This is a genomic window from Oscillibacter valericigenes (assembly GCF_021531435.1).
In the GTDB taxonomy this organism is placed as follows: Bacteria; Bacillota; Clostridia; order Oscillospirales; family Oscillospiraceae; genus Oscillibacter; species Oscillibacter valericigenes_B.
Map to the genome: position 1 here is coordinate 59,025 of NZ_JAFBIS010000014.1, position 16,451 is coordinate 75,475.

The window sequence follows — 16,451 nt, forward strand, 5'->3', positions numbered from 1 at the left end:
TGAAAGCATAACACATCCTTGCCGGTTCCGCAAGGGAGCTGTCAGCACTTCGTAAAACAACGAGGAGGAAGCAATATGGAATTTATCACATTACGAAATGGAGTCAGAATGCCCATTCTGGGCTACGGTGTCTATCAAATACCGCAGGATATTTGCGAACGCTGTGTTCTGGATGCTTTGCAGGTGGGCTACCGCTCCCTGGACACGGCCCAGAGCTATTTCAACGAAGAACAGGTCGGCAGCGCGATCGAGAAATCAGGCATTCCCCGGGAGGAGATCTTCCTGACGACCAAGGTCTGGATCGAGCATTACGGATATGAGCAGGCAAAAGCATCCGTGCTGGAATCCATGGAGAAGCTGCGGACGGATTATCTGGATCTGGTGCTGCTCCACCAGCCCTTTGCCGATTATTACGGCTCCTACCGGGCGCTGGAGGACCTGTATGAGGCCGGAAAGCTTCGCTCCATCGGCATCTCCAACTTCTATCCCGACCGGATGGTGGACATCGCCTCTCTCGCCCGCATCCGTCCCTTGGTGAATCAGATTGAGGTCCATCCGCTCCACCAGCAGGCCGAAGCAAAACAGTGGCTGGACAAATACGGCATCCAGATGGAAGCCTGGGCCCCCTTCGGAGAAGGGCGGGGCGGCCTGTTCACGAACCCTGCACTCACCCAAATCGGCGCAAAATACGGAAAGACGGCGGCGCAAGTGATGCTGCGTTGGCATATCCAGCGGGGCATCGCCGTCATCCCCAAGTCCACCCACATCGAGCGGATGCGGGAAAATCTGGAGGTATTTGACTTCGCCCTGACGCGGGAGGACATGGCCGCTGTCGCGGCTCTGGACCAGAGGCAGATCGCCTTTTTCTCCCATCAGGACCCCGCCATGGTGGAGTGGTTCGTGAAGATGGTAGAGGAGCGCAAAAAGCAGCATGACTGCGCAAAGGAGCAAAAAAGCTGGTAACGCAAAAAAGGAACGGCTCACGCCGTTCCTTTTCGCTTATTCACAAGCTCTGTTCAGCAGGCCGATGAGTTCTTCCTTGCCGGTGCCCTTTTCCGCGGAGAAGGGCACCAGGATGTCCTCCTCCGTCAGTTCCAGCGTCTCCCGGATGAGGGCCAGGGCAGGCTCCACCTGGCTGCGTTTCAGCTTATCAATCTTGTTGGCCACAATAATCTCCGGACAGCCTGATTCCCGGAACCAGCTGTGCATGACCCGGTCGTTTTCCGTGGGCTTGTGGCGGATGTCCACGATCAGCACCCCGGCGGTAATGGCGTCGGCCCCATCCTGAAAGTAGGTCTCCATCAGCCGGGCCCACCGCTCCTTCTCCGCCTGGCTGACCTTGGCGTAACCGTAGCCCGGCAAGTCCACCAGATATGCCCGGTCATCCACCAAAAAGTAGTTGATCTGGGTGGTCTTTCCCGGAGAAGCGCCCACATAGGCCAGATTCTTCCGGTTCACCAGACGATTGATGACCGAGGACTTGCCCACATTGGACCGGCCCGCAAAGGCAAACTGAGGCAGCCCGTCCCGCAAAAAGTCCGCGGGGGTGCCGGCGGAACGGCTGTACGCCACCTTTCCAAAATTCAAAGCCATTGGCATTCTCCTTTACTGCCGCAGGGCGCCTCCCCCGACATTTTCCCGGCTTATGGGCGCGAAAGCCGCCACATGTCCGGCGGGCTCCTCCCGCAGCGGCTCTGTCTCCGGGCACAATGCCTCGGCAAACACCTGGTCCACCGTCTCCACCGGCACGAACCGCAGGGCGGCCCGGACGGTCTGGTCGATCTCCTCCAGATCCCGCACGTTGTCCTTCGGGATCAGGACGGTGCCGATGTGATTCCGCAGAGCGGCCATGGTTTTTTCCTTCAAACCGCCGATGGGCAGCACCCGGCCCCGTAAAGTGACTTCGCCTGTCATTGCTACGCCTGCCTTGACTTTCCGGCCCGTCAGGGCGGAGAGCATGGCGGTGGTAACGGCAATACCTGCGGACGGGCCGTCCTTGGGTACCGCTCCCTCCGGGAAGTGGACGTGGATGTCCTTGGTCTTGTAGAAGTCCGCCTCGATGCCAAGCACTGCCGCCCGGCTGCGGAGGCAGCTCAGGGCCGCCTGAGCGGACTCCTTCATCACATCGCCCAAATTGCCGGTCAGCTCCAGCTTGCCGGAGCCGTCCATCACATTGACCTCGACCTCCAGAATTTCACCGCCGGCTTCCGTCCAGGCCAGGCCGTTCACGACGCCGGTCTCCTCCTTCTCCGTGTGGAGCGCAGGGGGATAGGGCTGGCAATCCAGCAGCTTCGGAAGGTCTTTTTCTGTAACGGCGATTCGCTTTACACCACCTGTCAGCAGGCGCATATCCGCCTTCCGGCAGACAGCCGCCAGCCGCCGCTCCAGCAAACGGACGCCGGACTCCCGGGTATAGTCCCGGATGATAGCCCGGAGCACATCATCGCCGATGCGGACGCTGCCCTTTTTCAGGCCGTGCTCCTCCATCTGCTTAGGCAGCAGGTGGCGGCGGGCGATCTGCACCTTTTCCTCGTCGGTATAGCTGGAGAGCTGGATGATCTCCATGCGGTCCAGCAGAGGCCGGGGAATGGTATCGCTGGTATTAGCGGTGGTAATGAACATCACCTTGCTCAGATCCACGGGGATTTCCAGGAAATGATCCCGGAACGCGTAGTTCTGCTCGCTGTCCAGCACCTCCAACAGGGCGGAGGCGGGGTCACCCCGGTAGTCATTGCCCAGCTTGTCGATCTCGTCCAGCAGCAGCAGAGGATTCATAGACCCGCTGCGGCTGATGGCCTCGATAATGCGGCCGGGCATGGAGCCTATGTAGGTCTTCCGGTGGCCCCGGATATCCGCCTCGTCCCGGACGCCGCCCAGGGAAATGCGGGCCAGCTTCCGGTTCAGCGCCTTGGCGACGGAAATGGCAATGGAGGTCTTGCCCACGCCGGGAGGTCCCACCAGGCAGATGATCTGCCCCTTCCCCTCCGGATTCATCTGGCGGACGGCAATGGTCTCCAGGATGCGCTCCTTCACCTTTTCCAGGCCGAAATGGTCCTTTTCCAGCACCTTGCGGGCAGCATCCACACTGACCCGCTCCTTCGTATAGGTGTTCCAGGGCATTTCCAGGCACACATCCAGATAGTTGCGGATGACGGCGCCCTCGGCGCTGCCGAAGGGCTGCTTGGAGAGCTTATTGACCTCTTTCAGCAGGTGCTTCTGGACGTCCTCGCCCAATTCCAGGGCCATGATCTTCTGGCGGTAGGTGTCGATCTCGTCATCGGCGTCCTCTCCCTCGCCCAGCTCGTTCTGAAGGACCCGGATCTGCGTCCGCAGGATCTGGTCCCGCTGACTGCGGGCCAGCTGGTCCCGGACCTTGCCCTCCATCTCATGCTCAAAGCCCAGCACATTGCACTCCCGGGCCAGGAAGCCGTTCAGCTTCCGCAGGCGGATGAACGGCGCCATCTCCTCCAGGATTTCCTGCTTGTCAGTGTGGCGCAGGGCAATATTCTGCGTAATAAAGTCCGCCAGATACCCAACATCCCGGCAGTCCATCACCGTAGTAATGACCTCATCCGGCACGCTGCCCGCCAGCTCCGCATACTCGCTGAACAGGTTCCAGGTTTGGCGGAGCAGCGCCTCGGTCCGGGGACTGCGGCGGAACGCTTCGGAGGCCTCCTCCTCTGCCAGTGTCTCCACATTGGCCTGCAGGAAAGGCTCTGTCTGCCACAGGCGGCGCAGGCGCGCCCGGTAGCGTCCCTCCACCATGACCCGCACGGAGTTAGCGGACAGGCGCAAGATCTGGCTGATGTGGGAGACGGTGCCAACCTCATACAGGTCTTTTTCCGCCGGGGCATTGACGCCTATCTCCCGCTGCGTCACCAGAAAAATCTCCTGGTCCGCCTCCATAGCGCGCTCCAGAGCCGTAATGGAGATGGGGCGCTCCACATCAAACGTCAGGGTCATATGGGGGAAAACCGTCAGGCCCCGGAGGGCCAGAACGGGAATATTCATCGTCATGGGTTCCATAGGATCGGTTTCCTTTCTTGGAAGTGAGAAAGAGGGAGAGGCGTTTCGACGTCCCTCCCTCCTGATTTAAGACGCCGACTTGGGGGTGGAACCGCTTTTGGCGGTCTTCTCGCCCTTGCCGGGGTTCAGTTTCACGGAATAGCTGATCTTGTCCGGGTCCCGGAGCAGCTCCGGCTGGCCCGTCCCCTCCACGCATCCCTTGGTGATGGTCACCTTGACAATGGTAGGATCGGAAGGCACATCGTACATGATCTGGGTCAGCAGGCCCTCCATGACGGCCCGCAGACCGCGGGCGCCGATATTGCGCTCGATGGCCTTGTCAGCGATCGCGCCCAAGGCGTCGGGCGTGAACTCCAGGTCCACATCGTCGTATTCCATCAGCTTCTTGTATTGCTTCACCAGAGCGTTCTTCGGCTCCTGCAGGATACGGACCAGGTCTTCCCGCTTCAGAGCGTTCAGCGGCGCGATGACCGGCAGACGGCCCACCAGCTCTGGGATGATGCCGAACTTCAGGATGTCATGGGGCTGGACCTCATGGAGGATCTTATCCATATCCTTGTCTTTTTTGCCCTGAACGTTGGCGCCGAAACCGATGCTCTTCTGATCCAGCCGCCGTTCGATGATCTTCTCCAACCCGTCAAAAGCGCCGCCGCAGATGAACAGGATGTTCTTGGTGTTCACCTGGATGAACTCCTGGTGGGGATGCTTCCGTCCGCCCTGGGGCGGCACATTGGCGACCGTACCCTCCACGATTTTCAGCAGCGCCTGCTGCACACCCTCGCCGGATACGTCCCGGGTAATAGAGGGATTCTCGCTCTTCCGGGCGATCTTGTCGATCTCGTCCACGTAGATGATGCCCCGCTCGGCGCGCTCCACGTCAAAGTCGGCCGCCTGGAGCAGGCGCAGGAGGATATTCTCCACATCGTCGCCCACATAACCGGCCTCCGTCAGGGTCGTGGCGTCCGCAATGGCAAAGGGGACCTTCAAGATCCGGGCCAGAGTCTGGGCGAACAGCGTCTTGCCGGAACCGGTGGGGCCCAGCATCAGGATGTTGCTCTTCTGTAGCTCCACATCCTCGTCGCCGCCGAAGAAAATGCGCTTATAGTGGTTGTACACCGCCACGGACAGGGCTACCTTGGCCTCATCCTGCCCGATGACATACTGGTCCAGAACGTCTTTGATCTCCCGGGGCGTGGGAAGTTGGTCGGGAATGTCCTCCACAGGGTCGGAGGGGCCGTCAAACCCGTCGCTCAAAATGCTCATGCAAAGCTGCACGCACTCATCGCAGATCCGCACGCCGGGACCCTGGATCATGCGGTGGACCTGGTTCTCATGCTTGCCGCAGAACGAACACCGCAGGGACTTCTTTCCGTCGTCGCTCATGGTCGTTACCTCAGTTCTCGCTTACTTCTTGGTGGTGATGATCTTATCCACTAGGCCAAACTCCTTGGCCTCATCAGCGGTCATCCAATGGTCCCGCTCGGAGGCAGCCTTGATCTCCTCCGCAGTCTTACCCGTATTATTGGCCAGGATCTGATTCAAATTCTTCTTGATCCGCAGGAAATGCTCCACGTCGATCTCCATATCCGTCACCTTACCCTGGGTGCCGGCAGAGGGCTGGTGGATCATAATTTCGGCGTTGGGCAGGGCAAAGCGCTTGCCCTTGGCGCCGGAGGACAGCAGGAACGCGCCCATGCTGGCGGCCATGCCAACGCAGATGGTGGACACATCGCACTTGACATACTGCATGGTGTCGTAAATCGCCATGCCGTCGGTGACGGAGCCGCCGGGGCTGTTGATATAGAACTGGATGTCCTTGTCAGGGTCCTGGGCCTCCAGGTACAGAAGCTGGGCCACGACCAGGCTGGCAGTGGTGGCGTTGACCTCCTCGCCCAGGAAAACGATGCGGTCGTTCAGAAGGCGGGAGAAAATATCATAAGAACGCTCACCCCGGCTGGTCTGCTCAACGACATAAGGGACTAAACTCATGTTAGAAAACCTCCGATCTTTTGTGCCTATAAACCATTCTCTCATGATACCACAGGCACCATGAGAGAATGTGTCGAATCTGTAAAAAATCGCTGGAAAAGATTCGTGCTTATTCGGCGTCCTTCTCAGCGGGGGCTTCCTCCGCCTTCTTGGTGGTCTTCTTGGCAGCGGACTTCTTGGCAGGCTTCTCCTCACCCTCGGCGGCCTCGGCGTCGTCCTCAGACTTCTTCGCGGCCTTCTTGGTGGTCTTCTTCTCGGGCTTGGTGGCGGTAGCGCTGTCCACGACCACGGCCACAGCCTTCTGGCTGATGAGCTGATCCTTCACCTGGTCGGCCTGGAGATACTTCTTGACCATCTCAATGTCCATGCTGTACTGCTCGGCCAGCTTCTGGAACTCGGCCTCGACCTCCTCATCGGTGGCGTCCAGGTTCTCGGCCTTGATGATGGCGGCCACAGCCAGGTCCATCCGCACCTGACGCAGGGCGGGCTCCTTGGCGTCCTCCAGCAGCTTGCCTTCGTCCATGCCGGTCATCTTCATGTACTGGTCATAGGGGATGCCGCTCTGGGCGATCTGCATCTTGAAATTGTCCAGGAACTGGCGGGCCTGGGTCTCGACCATCGCGTCGGGAATGTCGGCGGTAATGTTCGCGGCCACCTGCTCCATCAGGGCGTCCTCAAAGGCGCGGTCGGCGTCCTTCTGGCGCTCCTCGGTGATCTTCTTCTTCAGATCAGCCTTCAGTTCCTTCAGAGTATCGAACTCGCTGACGTCCTTGGCGAACTCGTCGTCCAGTTCGGGGACTTCCTTCTCCTTGACCTCATGGACCTTCACCTTGAAGACCACGGCCTTGCCAGCCAGGTCAGCGTGATAGTCCTCAGGGAACGTGATGTCGATATCCTTCTCGTCGCCGGCCTTCATGCCGACCACCTGCTCCTCAAAGCCGGGAACAAAGCTGTGAGAGCCCAGCTCCAGGCTGTGGTTCTCGCCCTTGCCGCCGTCGAAGGGCTTGCCGTCCAGGAAGCCTTCAAAGTCGATAACGGCGGTGTCGCCCTCCTTGGCCTCGCGGTCAACAGACACCAGACGGGTGTTGCGGTCGGAGAGCTGCTTCAGGCGGTCGTCCACATCGGCGGCGGTGACCTTCACCTCGTCCTTGGGAGCGGACAGGCCCTTGTACTCGCCCAGGGTGACCTCGGGATACACGGGAGTGGTAGCCTTAAAGGTAAAGCCTTCCTTGGTGACATCGCCCACCATCTCCACGGTGGGATAGCCAACGACCTGAAGCTCCTGCTCCTTCACGGCAGCTTCATAAGCATCGGGGAACGCAATATTGATGGCTTCCTCGAAAAACACCTCTGCGCCGTACATGCCCTCAATGATCTTGCGGGGGGCCTTGCCAGGGCGGAAGCCCGGCACGTTGATCTTCTTGCGCATCTTCTGATATGCCTTCTCGATGGCAGCCTCAAATTCGGCGGAGCCGACCTCAATGGTCAGCGCGACCTGACTTTTTTCAACTTTTTCACAGCTTTTGACACTCATTACGTTAACTCCTCCGTTCATCACCAGTCAAATGCCGGTGCAAATAGGTATTTTAACAGAAAAATCTTGAAAATGCTAGTCTTTTTTCGCTTATTCGCAAATTTTTTTTGGCTGAAATCCCAAATAGTCCGCGGATATGAGGGAAAACTCTGTTTCTCCCCACTTTCCCTCCAGCCGCCGCCGGATGGTGGGCCCGTGGAGGTGTCCGTAGCAGCACCGCTCCACATGGTACTTCTCCAGCATGGCCAAAATCTCCGGGCACTGGTAGCCCTGATAAATGGGCGGATAGTGGAGAAAGCACAAAATAGGCTTCTCCCCCGCCGCCTTCAAACTGGCCTCCAGCCGCATGACCTCCCGGTTCAGGACCTTGACGTTGTGGGCGTCCTCCTCCATAAACCAGCCCCGGGTGCCGCAGAGGGCATAGTCCCCGTAAAAGGCGCAGTTGTTGTGGAGCAGCTCCAGCGTGGTAAAACCCTTTTCCGCGCAGAAGGCGTGGAATTTCGCGGCGGTGGTCCACCAGTAGTCGTGGTTGCCCTTGATGAGGTATTTCTTTCCGGGGAACCGCTCCAGAAAACGGAAGTCCGCCTCCACCTCGTTAAGGTCGATGCCCCAGGAGGTGTCCCCCGCCAGAATGAGGGTATCGTCCTCCGTCAGGACGGACAGCCCCTCCTCGATACGGGCCACGTAGTTCTCCCACGCGGGGCCGAACACCTCCATGGATTTGTCAGCGGTCAGGGAGAGGTGCAGGTCCCCGATGGCGTAGAGGGCCATAATACCCCTCCCCTTTCTTTCGTTTTTTCTTCCCCTTATTTCAGGAAGTCCAGTACCACGTTGTCCATGTCCTGCTTCTCGGCGGTCATGTCAAACCGCCGCTGCTTGCCCTTCAGGGCCGCCAGCCGCCGGGGCACGGTGACGCCGGACACGCTGTTCAGATGGTCCAGCAGCTCCACGCCGTCGCCCGCCGGGGTCTCCCCAATGGCGGTGAGCACATGGTTGCAGAACTTATAGGGGGAGGCGGTGGAGACGAACACCGTCACCGTCTCGTCGCCGGTGGCCTTGCGGTACTGCTCCATAACATTAGCGGCCACGGCGGTGTGGGTATCAATGAGATAGCCCTGTTCCTTGTAATACTCCGCGATGGTAGCAGCGGTGCCGTCCTCGTCGCAGAAACCGCCCCAATACTGCTCCTTCAAAGCAGTCTTGATGGCATCGCTGACCTCATATCTGCCGTCCTTCGCCAGGGTTTCCATGTAACCCTTGACCTCCGCGTCGTTCTCACCGGACAGGTCAAACAGCAGACGCTCTAGATTGCTGGAGACCAGGATGTCCATGGAGGGGCTCATGGTGGTGTGGAAGGGCCGGTTGCGGTCATATACGCCGGTCCGCAGGAAGTCCGTCAGCACATCGTTGCAGTTGCTGGCGCAGATCAGCTTGCCCACGGGCAGGCCCATGCGCTTTGCATAATAGGCCGCCAGAATATCGCCGAAGTTGCCGGTGGGAACGCAGAAATTCACCTTGCCGCCCATCTTGATCTCGCCGTCCCGGACCAGATCGCAGTAAGCGGAGATGTAGTACACCACCTGGGGCAGGATGCGGCCCCAGTTGATGGAGTTGGCGGATGACAGGAAGTAGCCCCGTTCCGCCAGGGTAGCGCGCATCTTCTCATCGGAGAAAATGCGCTTCACGCCGGCCTGGGCGTCGTCAAAGTTGCCCACCACGGCGCAGACGCCCACGTTGGCGCCGTCCTGGGTGACCATCTGGGTCTCCTGGACCTTGGACACGCCGTCCTTGGGATAGAACACCATGATCTTCGTCTGGGGCACGTCGGCAAAGCCCTCCATGGCGGCCTTGCCGGTGTCGCCGGAGGTGGCCACCAGGATGCAGACGGTCTTCTCCTCCCCGGTCTTGCGGAGGGCGGCGGAGAGCAGCTGGGGCAGCATCTGCAGCGCCATGTCCTTAAAGGCGCTGGTGGGGCCGTGCCACAGCTCCAGGCAGTGGGTGGTGCCGTCCACCTTGCGGACGGGGGCCACGGCGTCAGTGTCGAACTTGTCGGGGCCGTAGGCGTTCTCCGCGAAGCCCAGAAGTTCCTCATAGGTATAGTCGGTCAGGTACAGGCCCATGACCTTGGCGGCCCGCTCCTGATACCGGGCATTCACCAGACTGTTCAGAAAGGCCTCGTCAATCTGGGGAATGGATTCCGGCGTCAGCAGGCCTCCATCCCGGCTCAGACCCATCTTGATTGCCTCGGCGGACTCCATGCGGACAGCCTTGTCCCGTGTGCTGTAATACTTCATTGTTATTTCCTCACTTTCAAAGGAAGATTCTCTATTCAAAGGCGTTTTCCAGGTATTCCACCCGGAGTGCGCCATCGTTTTCCACGTAGACCTCCGCCACGTCGAACCGGGCGGGGGCGTCAATGTCATGGGTGCTCAAATACGCTGCAGCGGCAATCCGCAGCCTTTCCTGCTTCCGGTCGTCCACAAACTCTCTCGGCAGGCCAATGGCCCCCTGGCTCCGCAGCTTGACCTCCACAAAGCAGACCGTGCCCCGTTTATCCCGGGCCACCAGGTCCAGCTCTCCGAACCGGCAGCGCCACTGGCTGGCCAGGAGGGTGTAGCCCTTCTTCCGCAGGTAGCGGGCCACCTCCGCCTCGCCCCGGTCCCCGGCGGCTTTTCGTCCGCTCATGGCTTCCGCGCCTCCCACTTTTTCAGAAAGGTGACCCGGTGGGCCGGGCAGGGACCGTACTGGTCCAACATTTCATAGTGCAATTTCGTGCCGTAGCCCTTGTGTTTGGCGAATTGGTACTGGGGGTATTGGGCGTTCAGCTCCGTGGATACGTAGCGGTCCCGGCTGACCTTTGCCAGAATGGACGCCGCCGCGATGGAGGCGCTCTTCCCGTCGCCGCCCACGATGGTTACATGGGGCGCGGTGACGGCAAAGCGGCTGCCGTGGTCCCGGTTGCCGTCGATGAGGGCCATATCCGGCCGGACGGACAGACCGTCAATGGCAAGCTGCATGGCCTTCATCCGGGCGTTCAGAATATCGATCTCATCGATCTCCGCCGCCTCCACACGCTGGATGCTGTACGATACAGCCCGGGCGGTGATGATGTCGAACAGGGCCTCCCGTTTCTTCTCCGTCAGCTTCTTGGAGTCGTTCAGGCCGGAGATGTCCAGCTCCCGGGGCAGGATGACGGCGGCGGCGTACACCGGTCCCGCCAGGGGCCCCGCGCCGGCCTCGTCCACGCCGCAGATGGTGTCAAAGCCCTGATTCCATTGTTCCCGTTCATAGGTCCACAGGTCCATATCAATACTCCACTATAATCTTGCGGCACTGTTGGCAAAGATACGCCGGAAGTGTTCCGTCACTTTCCAAAAGGCCCAGGTTGCTGGGACCGTCCAAAACAATCCCGCCCTGCTTTTTAATTCCCCACTTTGTCACTACACGGGGCAGATGCTGAACGCCGGGCGGCAGGAAATGAATACCAGCCTGCGGCGCATATGCGATTTTCCCAGCTTTCATCTCTTTTCCGCAGGCAGGACAGTTCATCATCATCTCTCCTTCCACCAAATTACTCCGGCAGCTCCAGAGTGAACCGTCCCAGCTTGCCGGCCCGGAACTCGTCCAGCAAGATCTTCGCCATCCGCTCCGTATCCACCTCGCCGCCGGAGACCAGAAAGCCCCGCTTCCGTCCCGCCGCTTCCAGCAGGCGGTAACCGTAGGCGATGTCGTTTTCCTCCCGCTCCGGCAAGGAAGCCAGCTTGTAGCCCGTTTTCAGGGCCTCCGGGTATTTGTCCCCCAGATAGGCCATCAAATGGCAGCCCAAGGTTTCGGTATCCAGAATATCGTCCTTCACCGCGCCGGTATAGGCCAGGTTCAGCCCCACGCTCTGGTCCTCGAACTTCGGCCACAGGATGCCCGGGGTGTCCAGCAGCTCCAGTCCCTTGTCGATGGGCACCCACTGCTTGGAGCGGGTGACGCCGGGGCGGTCCTCGGTCTTGGCGGTCTTGCGGCCCGCCACCTTGTTAATAAAGGTGGATTTGCCTACATTGGGGATGCCCAGGATCATCACCCGGACCACCCGGCCTGCCATGCCCTTTTCCGCATAGGCTTTCAGCTTGTCCGCCAGCAGCTCCCGGACGGCCCCGGCAAACTTCGCCGTGCCCTGTCCGCCCCTGGCGTCAGATTCCAGCACGGCATAGCCCTTTGCCCGGAAATACGCCGCCCACTGCTTTGTGGCCTCCGGGTCCGCCTGGTCCACCCGGTTCAGCACCACAAGTCGGGGCTTCCCCGCCGTCAGCTCGTCTACATCCGGGTTCCGGCTGGAGATGGGGATGCGGGCGTCAAGAATCTCGCACACCGCGTCCACATTCTTGATCTGCTCGGCGATCATCCGCCGGGTCTTGGTCATATGTCCAGGATACCACTGGATGTTCATGCGATCACTCCGATCCGGCTGTAATCCCGCTTCCCCATCACAATGTCCGGCCCCGGGAAGGCCAGGACCACCGCTTTGCCGATGACATAGCGGCTATCCACCGTGCCCAGCCGGGAATCCCGGCTGTCGTTGCTGTGGTTGCGGTTGTCGCCCATCACAAAGATGCTGCCCTCCGGCACTGTCAGGGGAAATTCCGTGCCCTCCTCGGTGAAGGTCAGCTCATTGATGTAATCCTCTTTCAGCAGTACACCGTCCACATAGACGCTGCCGGTGGAAAAGTCAATATCCACCGTCTGGCCCTCTGTGGCGATGACCCGCTTCACGATGGGCTCCGACAGGAAAGATGACTTCCGCAGCACCACGATGTCGCCATACTTGTAATCATCATACAGCATGGAATTCAGCACCAGCAAGCGGTCCCCGTCCTGCAGCGTCGGCACCATGGAATGACCGTCTACGCCGATCATCCGAATGACAAAGGTGAACAGCATCACCACCACCAGCACAGAACACACCAGCGCCTGTACCCACTCATAGAAGTCTTTCCCGCTTTCCCGCTGTTTCTTCACGTTTTCTTCCATTTTGCTCTCCTTTATTGCAGAAGGCCCACGCGGTTCCACTCCCGCGTGCCCAGGTCCGGCGTCACACCGGGTACCGCCAGAAAAACGGCCTTTCACAGGACCACGATGTTCTCCGGCTGATAGTCCCCGCAGAGGCCGTTGTTCAGGATCAGCAGCATGTCGCCGTCCTGCAGGGTATCCCGCATGGACTGGCCGTCCACCCGAAATCCCCGGACCGCGAAGGTGAACACCAGCACCACGGCCAGAACAGCATAGACCAGAGTCTGGGCCCATTCATAGGCCACCCGCCCGGGCTGCTTTTTCTGTTCCGAAGCCATGGCAGTCCCCCCTTGTCATATTAACGATTTAGTATATCAGAAAAAAGCGCGCTTCACAAGGGGCGGACCATTTTTTCAAAAGAAAAAAGAGAGGCAAACGCCTCTCTTTATCCTCGGATCAAAGCTTCTCCTTGACCTTGGCGCCCTTACCCACGCGGCCGCGCAGATAGTACAGCTTGGCACGGCGGACAGAACCGTTGCGGACGATCTCAATGTGATCGATGGAGGGAGAGTGGATGGGGAACACCTTCTCCACGCCCACGCCGTAAGAGATGCGGCGGACGGTGATGGTCTCCTCGATGCCGCCGTGCTTCTTGGCGATGACGGTGCCCTCGAAGACCTGGATACGCTCGCGGGAGCCCTCCTTGACCTTCACGTGGACACGCACGGTGTCACCGATCTGGACGGGAGCGACTTCTTTGGTCAGGGTTTCCTTGTTCAGTTCCTTGATGAGATCCATGGATATTTTCCTCCTATTTCATAGGTGTTCATGCCGCTTTTCATGCACATCGGCGCTCTTTGGCGCGTGCACGGCAGAGGACCGCCCTTTGTAGCCAAGATAGGATACCACAGTTCCACCTGGATTGCAAGCACTTTTTTACAAAAACTCCTGTTTTCCGAACACTTCCCGCACTGCCAGGAAATAAGCCGCCACTGCCGTCGGCAGCAGCCATAGGCTGCCGCCCGTGCATTTCATCAGCCACACCACCGCCGTCCCCAGCAGGGTCCCTGTCAAAGCGCCTGCCCAGCGGGCGGCGGTCTCCCCTGCCGCCGGTCCCGCCAGCCAGGAAACCGCCAGATACAAAGCGCGGCCGCCGTCCAGCGGACGAAGGGGCAGCAAGTTAAAGCCGCACAGCACCAGATTGGCCCCGGTCATAACCTCCCACGCTCCCCGTCCGGCCGCGGTCAGCAGCAGCGCGCACAGGAGATTGGCCCCCGGCCCTGCCAAGACGCAGACAAGCTCCCTGCCGTAAGAGAGCCGCCCTCCGTCACTCTCCAGCACCGCGCCCAGGACTCCCAGCCGCAGGCGGCCGCAGGAAGCGCCCAGGAGACGCAGCGCCAGATAATGGCCCAGCTCATGCACTCCGGAAGCCCCCAGGACAATGCCCAGCAGCCGCCAGCCGTTGACCAGGCCGAACCAGGCCGTCACCAGGCAGAAGCCGCCGGATACCCGCACACATCCGTTATGCCGGAGCAACATAATAGATAGGGTTCAGATAAACTCCATCCTGATGCAGTTCAAAGTGGAGATGGGGACCTGTCGCCATCCCGGTCTCCCCTACCTCCGCGATCTTCTCTCCGCGGGATACCTTGGCGCCGGAGGCAACGGTGATACGGCTGCAATGGGCATACAAGGTGGCATAGCCTCCGGCATGCGTCACAATGCAGTATTTGCCGTAACTGCTGCTCTCCCCCACCACCGTCACGGTGCCGTCGGCGAAGCAGGATACCGCCGTGCCGGTGTCCGCCGCCAGATCCACACCGTAGTGGAACCGTTCCTCCCCCTCCAACGGATGCTCCCGGTAGCCAAAGGAAGAGGACAGCACGCCGCATACCGGTGTACAGTAATCAAAGTCCAAAATCGCCTGCTCCATGCTCACATCCTCCGGCAGATTCTTGTCGGAGTATAGTACATAGGCCAGCGTGGATATTTCCGCCTGCGGCGCCTGCTCCTCCGCAGTCTGCGCTTCAGCCGGCTGCTCCTCCGGCTGCGTTTCCCCGATCGGGGCGGTATTTTCATATTCCCGCAGCATATCCAGCGCCGGCGTCTCCTGCGGCATCGGCAGGGCAGCGGCTGTTTCCCTGGCCTCCTCCGGGTGAAACACCGCCTGATAGACTTCCTCCGCGGCATTGTCGGTGTCCCCGGAAAATCCCCGGCCCACCGCCGAAAATACCGCCTGCACATCCATATTGCTTGACAGGAGCTCCGACAGTCTGGCGTTAAAACTTTCCATTTTTGCGGGCAGCGCCAGCTTGGCGCCCACAAACAAAACAAATATACCGCCGCAGATCACCAACCGGATGAGCTGTCCCCGCTCTTTCGGCGGCAGAGGTTCCTTCCGCTTTCCCGTCCTGCCCCGACGGGCACTCCGTATCTTCTGATCCTTCGCAACGCTGCTGAGCCGTTTTCCCGCCTGCCGTGAAGTCATAGCGCGTCCCTCCCCGCATGGTTTCTTTTGCACTCTATGCAAGGTTTTCTGGTAATATGACCTTGACAGCCGCGAAAAAATTCCGTATAATAATCAAGCTGTAACCGGGTATAGCGCAGTTGGTAGCGCGCTTGGTTCGGGACCAAGAGGCCGTGGGTTCAAATCCCGCTACTCGGACCAGCTCAGAAAAAGCCCTGAGGCGATGAAAAGGCCTCAGGGCCTTTTCATACGCCGGACGTGCTTTTTCTTCGCTTCCGAACCGGATTCGCTCCGCTGGATTCCGGTTCGGGTTGGAATTCGGGTTGGAAAACGAAATATCCAGATTGAAACCTCTTGCCACGTCGGAGCAAAGTTCGCTTTGCTCCGGCGTTCTTTTATTCCTGTGGAACAAAAGAGCGTCATCCGCCCGCTCCCTTCCTCCTTTCCGACCGCGATTCGCTCCGCTGGATCCGCGGTCGGTTTTTGGACGAAGACGAAACGAAAATATCTGAAATGAAGCCACTTGACAACTCGTCGCAAGCGTCATATCGCTTGCGGCTAGTTTTTAATGTTCCGCATCAAAAACGCATCTCGCACTCATGGGGTGCTCCGGCCTTTCTTTGGTCCGAACGCCCACTGCCTCCATCAAGAGGAAATATCATTATAAGAGAAAAAATGTTGTTTTTTTAGAGAATTTTTCATTTTTTCTTGAACATTATCAAATTGTTCTATATACTGTTGATAACATCTTTGACTGGAGGTAGTTATACATGGGCAAATTCGTTATCCGAAAGACCAATACCGGTATCAAATTCGACCTGAAGGCCTCGAACGGCGAGGTCATTGCCACTTCCGAAGTCTATACCTCTCCCGAAGCCTGCCAGAAGGGAATCGCAAGTGTGCAGAAAAACGCTCCCGTGGCCGCTGTCGAGAACCAAACCGTAGAGGGTTTCACTGTTGAAAAGCATCCCAAATTTGAAGTCTATACGGACAAGGCCGGTGAGTTCCGCTTCCGCCTGAAAGCCACGAACGGTCAGATCATCGCCGTCAGCGAAGGCTACAAGGCCATGGCCAGCTGCATGAACGGCATCGAATCTGTGAAAAAGAACGCGGTGGATGCCAAAATCGTCGAAGAATAACCGGCATTTTCACGGATAGGAAGAAGTGTGGCCGGTGTTAAGCTCGCTGGATCACCTCTCCGGCTCCCCTGTGTTGAAAAAGCTATTTTGATTTTTCGTACCGGCGGACTGCTGCGGTCCGCCGGTGCCTTTTTTCTTAAAAAAAGAGGACTGCCCTTTCAGGCAGTCCTCTTTTCAAGCTTTGTAAAGTACTTTTACTTCGCAGCCTTGGCAGCCTTAATAGCCTCGATCAGCAGCGGGGTGACCTTGAACAGGTCGCCGCAGATGCCGTAGTCGGCGATCTCGAAGATGGGAGCGG

18 protein-coding genes and 1 tRNA gene are annotated in these 16,451 nt (G+C 59.1%); 3 read left to right on the plus strand and 16 right to left on the minus strand.

Annotated elements, in window-relative coordinates:
* The first annotated feature begins 75 nt into the window (after positions 1–75).
* Positions 76–963 (plus strand): aldo/keto reductase, encoded by an 888-nt coding sequence (locus tag JQM68_RS09195; protein WP_235222713.1) that lies wholly within the window; start codon positions 76–78, stop codon positions 961–963.
* Between the two features lie 36 nt (positions 964–999).
* Here the strand turns inward: JQM68_RS09195 and yihA are convergent, their stop codons facing one another.
* The 16 genes from yihA to JQM68_RS09275 form a co-directional block, all read right to left on the minus strand.
* The gene (gene yihA / locus JQM68_RS09200) at positions 1,000–1,593 is read right to left on the minus strand and encodes a ribosome biogenesis GTP-binding protein YihA/YsxC (RefSeq protein WP_235222714.1); all 594 of its coding nucleotides are present in this window, start codon (positions 1,591–1,593) and stop codon (positions 1,000–1,002) included.
* Between the two features lie 12 nt (positions 1,594–1,605).
* Complete coding sequence (lon, locus tag JQM68_RS09205; RefSeq protein ID WP_235222715.1) at positions 1,606–4,026, minus strand: endopeptidase La; 2,421 nt, start codon at positions 4,024–4,026, stop codon at positions 1,606–1,608.
* Positions 4,027–4,092: 66 nt separating this feature from the next.
* Positions 4,093–5,409, minus strand: coding sequence for an ATP-dependent Clp protease ATP-binding subunit ClpX (clpX, locus tag JQM68_RS09210; RefSeq protein ID WP_235222716.1), 1,317 nt, complete (start codon positions 5,407–5,409; stop codon positions 4,093–4,095).
* A gap of 21 nt (positions 5,410–5,430) precedes the next feature.
* The gene (locus JQM68_RS09215) at positions 5,431–6,015 is read right to left on the minus strand and encodes an ATP-dependent Clp protease proteolytic subunit (protein ID WP_235222717.1); all 585 of its coding nucleotides are present in this window, start codon (positions 6,013–6,015) and stop codon (positions 5,431–5,433) included.
* A gap of 109 nt (positions 6,016–6,124) precedes the next feature.
* Positions 6,125–7,549: a trigger factor gene (gene tig, locus JQM68_RS09220; protein ID WP_235222718.1), complete on the minus strand. Its 1,425-nt coding sequence runs from the start codon at positions 7,547–7,549 to the stop codon at positions 6,125–6,127.
* A gap of 90 nt (positions 7,550–7,639) precedes the next feature.
* Positions 7,640–8,320, minus strand: coding sequence for a metallophosphoesterase (locus tag JQM68_RS09225; protein ID WP_235222719.1), 681 nt, complete (start codon positions 8,318–8,320; stop codon positions 7,640–7,642).
* 35 nt (positions 8,321–8,355) lie between these two features.
* Positions 8,356–9,843 carry a threonine synthase gene (gene thrC / locus JQM68_RS09230; RefSeq protein WP_235222720.1) on the minus strand — a complete coding sequence of 496 codons (1,488 nt, stop codon included), beginning with the start codon at positions 9,841–9,843 and terminating at the stop codon, positions 8,356–8,358.
* 31 nt (positions 9,844–9,874) lie between these two features.
* On the minus strand, positions 9,875–10,234 hold the full coding sequence (locus JQM68_RS09235) for a YraN family protein (protein ID WP_235222721.1): 360 nt from the start codon (positions 10,232–10,234) through the stop codon (positions 9,875–9,877).
* Positions 10,231–10,854 (minus strand): ribonuclease HII, encoded by a 624-nt coding sequence (locus JQM68_RS09240; protein ID WP_235222722.1) that lies wholly within the window; start codon positions 10,852–10,854, stop codon positions 10,231–10,233. The genes JQM68_RS09235 and JQM68_RS09240 overlap by 4 nt, the downstream gene beginning before the upstream one ends.
* A 1-nt stretch (position 10,855) precedes the next feature.
* Positions 10,856–11,116, minus strand: coding sequence for a PF20097 family protein (locus JQM68_RS09245; protein WP_235222723.1), 261 nt, complete (start codon positions 11,114–11,116; stop codon positions 10,856–10,858).
* A 4-nt stretch (positions 11,117–11,120) separates the two neighbouring features.
* Entirely contained in the window at positions 11,121–11,987 is an 867-nt protein-coding gene (ylqF, locus tag JQM68_RS09250) for a ribosome biogenesis GTPase YlqF (protein ID WP_235222724.1), read from the minus strand.
* Complete coding sequence (lepB, locus tag JQM68_RS09255; RefSeq protein ID WP_235222725.1) at positions 11,984–12,568, minus strand: signal peptidase I; 585 nt, start codon at positions 12,566–12,568, stop codon at positions 11,984–11,986. Before lepB ends, ylqF begins: the two co-directional genes overlap by 4 nt.
* Positions 12,569–12,660: 92 nt before the next feature.
* Complete coding sequence (locus JQM68_RS09260; protein WP_235222726.1) at positions 12,661–12,885, minus strand: S26 family signal peptidase; 225 nt, start codon at positions 12,883–12,885, stop codon at positions 12,661–12,663.
* Between the two features lie 118 nt (positions 12,886–13,003).
* The gene (gene rplS, locus JQM68_RS09265) at positions 13,004–13,345 is read right to left on the minus strand and encodes a 50S ribosomal protein L19 (RefSeq protein ID WP_235222727.1); all 342 of its coding nucleotides are present in this window, start codon (positions 13,343–13,345) and stop codon (positions 13,004–13,006) included.
* A gap of 138 nt (positions 13,346–13,483) precedes the next feature.
* Positions 13,484–14,062, minus strand: a complete 579-nt coding sequence (locus JQM68_RS09270) for a zinc metalloprotease (RefSeq protein ID WP_235222728.1) — start codon at positions 14,060–14,062, stop codon at positions 13,484–13,486.
* Positions 14,063–14,069: 7 nt separating this feature from the next.
* Positions 14,070–15,035 (minus strand): M23 family metallopeptidase, encoded by a 966-nt coding sequence (locus tag JQM68_RS09275; protein ID WP_235222729.1) that lies wholly within the window; start codon positions 15,033–15,035, stop codon positions 14,070–14,072.
* A gap of 104 nt (positions 15,036–15,139) precedes the next feature.
* Here JQM68_RS09275 and JQM68_RS09280 point away from each other — a divergent pair.
* Together JQM68_RS09280 and JQM68_RS09285 are read left to right on the plus strand one after the other, a co-directional pair.
* A tRNA-Pro gene (locus JQM68_RS09280) sits at positions 15,140–15,215 on the plus strand.
* Between the two features lie 569 nt (positions 15,216–15,784).
* Positions 15,785–16,153 carry a YegP family protein gene (locus JQM68_RS09285; RefSeq protein ID WP_235222730.1) on the plus strand — a complete coding sequence of 123 codons (369 nt, stop codon included), beginning with the start codon at positions 15,785–15,787 and terminating at the stop codon, positions 16,151–16,153.
* The last annotated feature ends 298 nt before the right edge of the window (positions 16,154–16,451 follow it).

Excerpts from the sequence above, each read along its gene's own strand:
- JQM68_RS09215 (WP_235222717.1), bottom strand. The coding sequence starts at position 6,015 with ATGAGTTTAGTCCCTTATGTCGTTGAGCAGACCAGCCGGGGTGAGCGT.
- lepB (WP_235222725.1), bottom strand. The coding sequence starts at position 12,568 with ATGGAAGAAAACGTGAAGAAACAGCGGGAAAGCGGGAAAGACTTCTAT.
- JQM68_RS09285 (WP_235222730.1), top strand. The coding sequence starts at position 15,785 with ATGGGCAAATTCGTTATCCGAAAGACCAATACCGGTATCAAATTCGAC.
- ylqF (WP_235222724.1), bottom strand. The coding sequence starts at position 11,987 with ATGAACATCCAGTGGTATCCTGGACATATGACCAAGACCCGGCGGATG.
- JQM68_RS09240 (WP_235222722.1), bottom strand. The coding sequence starts at position 10,854 with ATGGACCTGTGGACCTATGAACGGGAACAATGGAATCAGGGCTTTGAC.
- tig (WP_235222718.1), bottom strand. The coding sequence starts at position 7,549 with ATGAGTGTCAAAAGCTGTGAAAAAGTTGAAAAAAGTCAGGTCGCGCTG.
- JQM68_RS09275 (WP_235222729.1), bottom strand. The coding sequence starts at position 15,035 with ATGACTTCACGGCAGGCGGGAAAACGGCTCAGCAGCGTTGCGAAGGAT.
- JQM68_RS09260 (WP_235222726.1), bottom strand. The coding sequence starts at position 12,885 with ATGGCTTCGGAACAGAAAAAGCAGCCCGGGCGGGTGGCCTATGAATGG.
- thrC (WP_235222720.1), bottom strand. The coding sequence starts at position 9,843 with ATGAAGTATTACAGCACACGGGACAAGGCTGTCCGCATGGAGTCCGCC.
- clpX (WP_235222716.1), bottom strand. The coding sequence starts at position 5,409 with ATGAGCGACGACGGAAAGAAGTCCCTGCGGTGTTCGTTCTGCGGCAAG.
- JQM68_RS09225 (WP_235222719.1), bottom strand. The coding sequence starts at position 8,320 with ATGGCCCTCTACGCCATCGGGGACCTGCACCTCTCCCTGACCGCTGAC.
- JQM68_RS09235 (WP_235222721.1), bottom strand. The coding sequence starts at position 10,234 with ATGAGCGGACGAAAAGCCGCCGGGGACCGGGGCGAGGCGGAGGTGGCC.
- yihA (WP_235222714.1), bottom strand. The coding sequence starts at position 1,593 with ATGGCTTTGAATTTTGGAAAGGTGGCGTACAGCCGTTCCGCCGGCACC.
- JQM68_RS09195 (WP_235222713.1), top strand. The coding sequence starts at position 76 with ATGGAATTTATCACATTACGAAATGGAGTCAGAATGCCCATTCTGGGC.
- lon (WP_235222715.1), bottom strand. The coding sequence starts at position 4,026 with ATGGAACCCATGACGATGAATATTCCCGTTCTGGCCCTCCGGGGCCTG.
- rplS (WP_235222727.1), bottom strand. The coding sequence starts at position 13,345 with ATGGATCTCATCAAGGAACTGAACAAGGAAACCCTGACCAAAGAAGTC.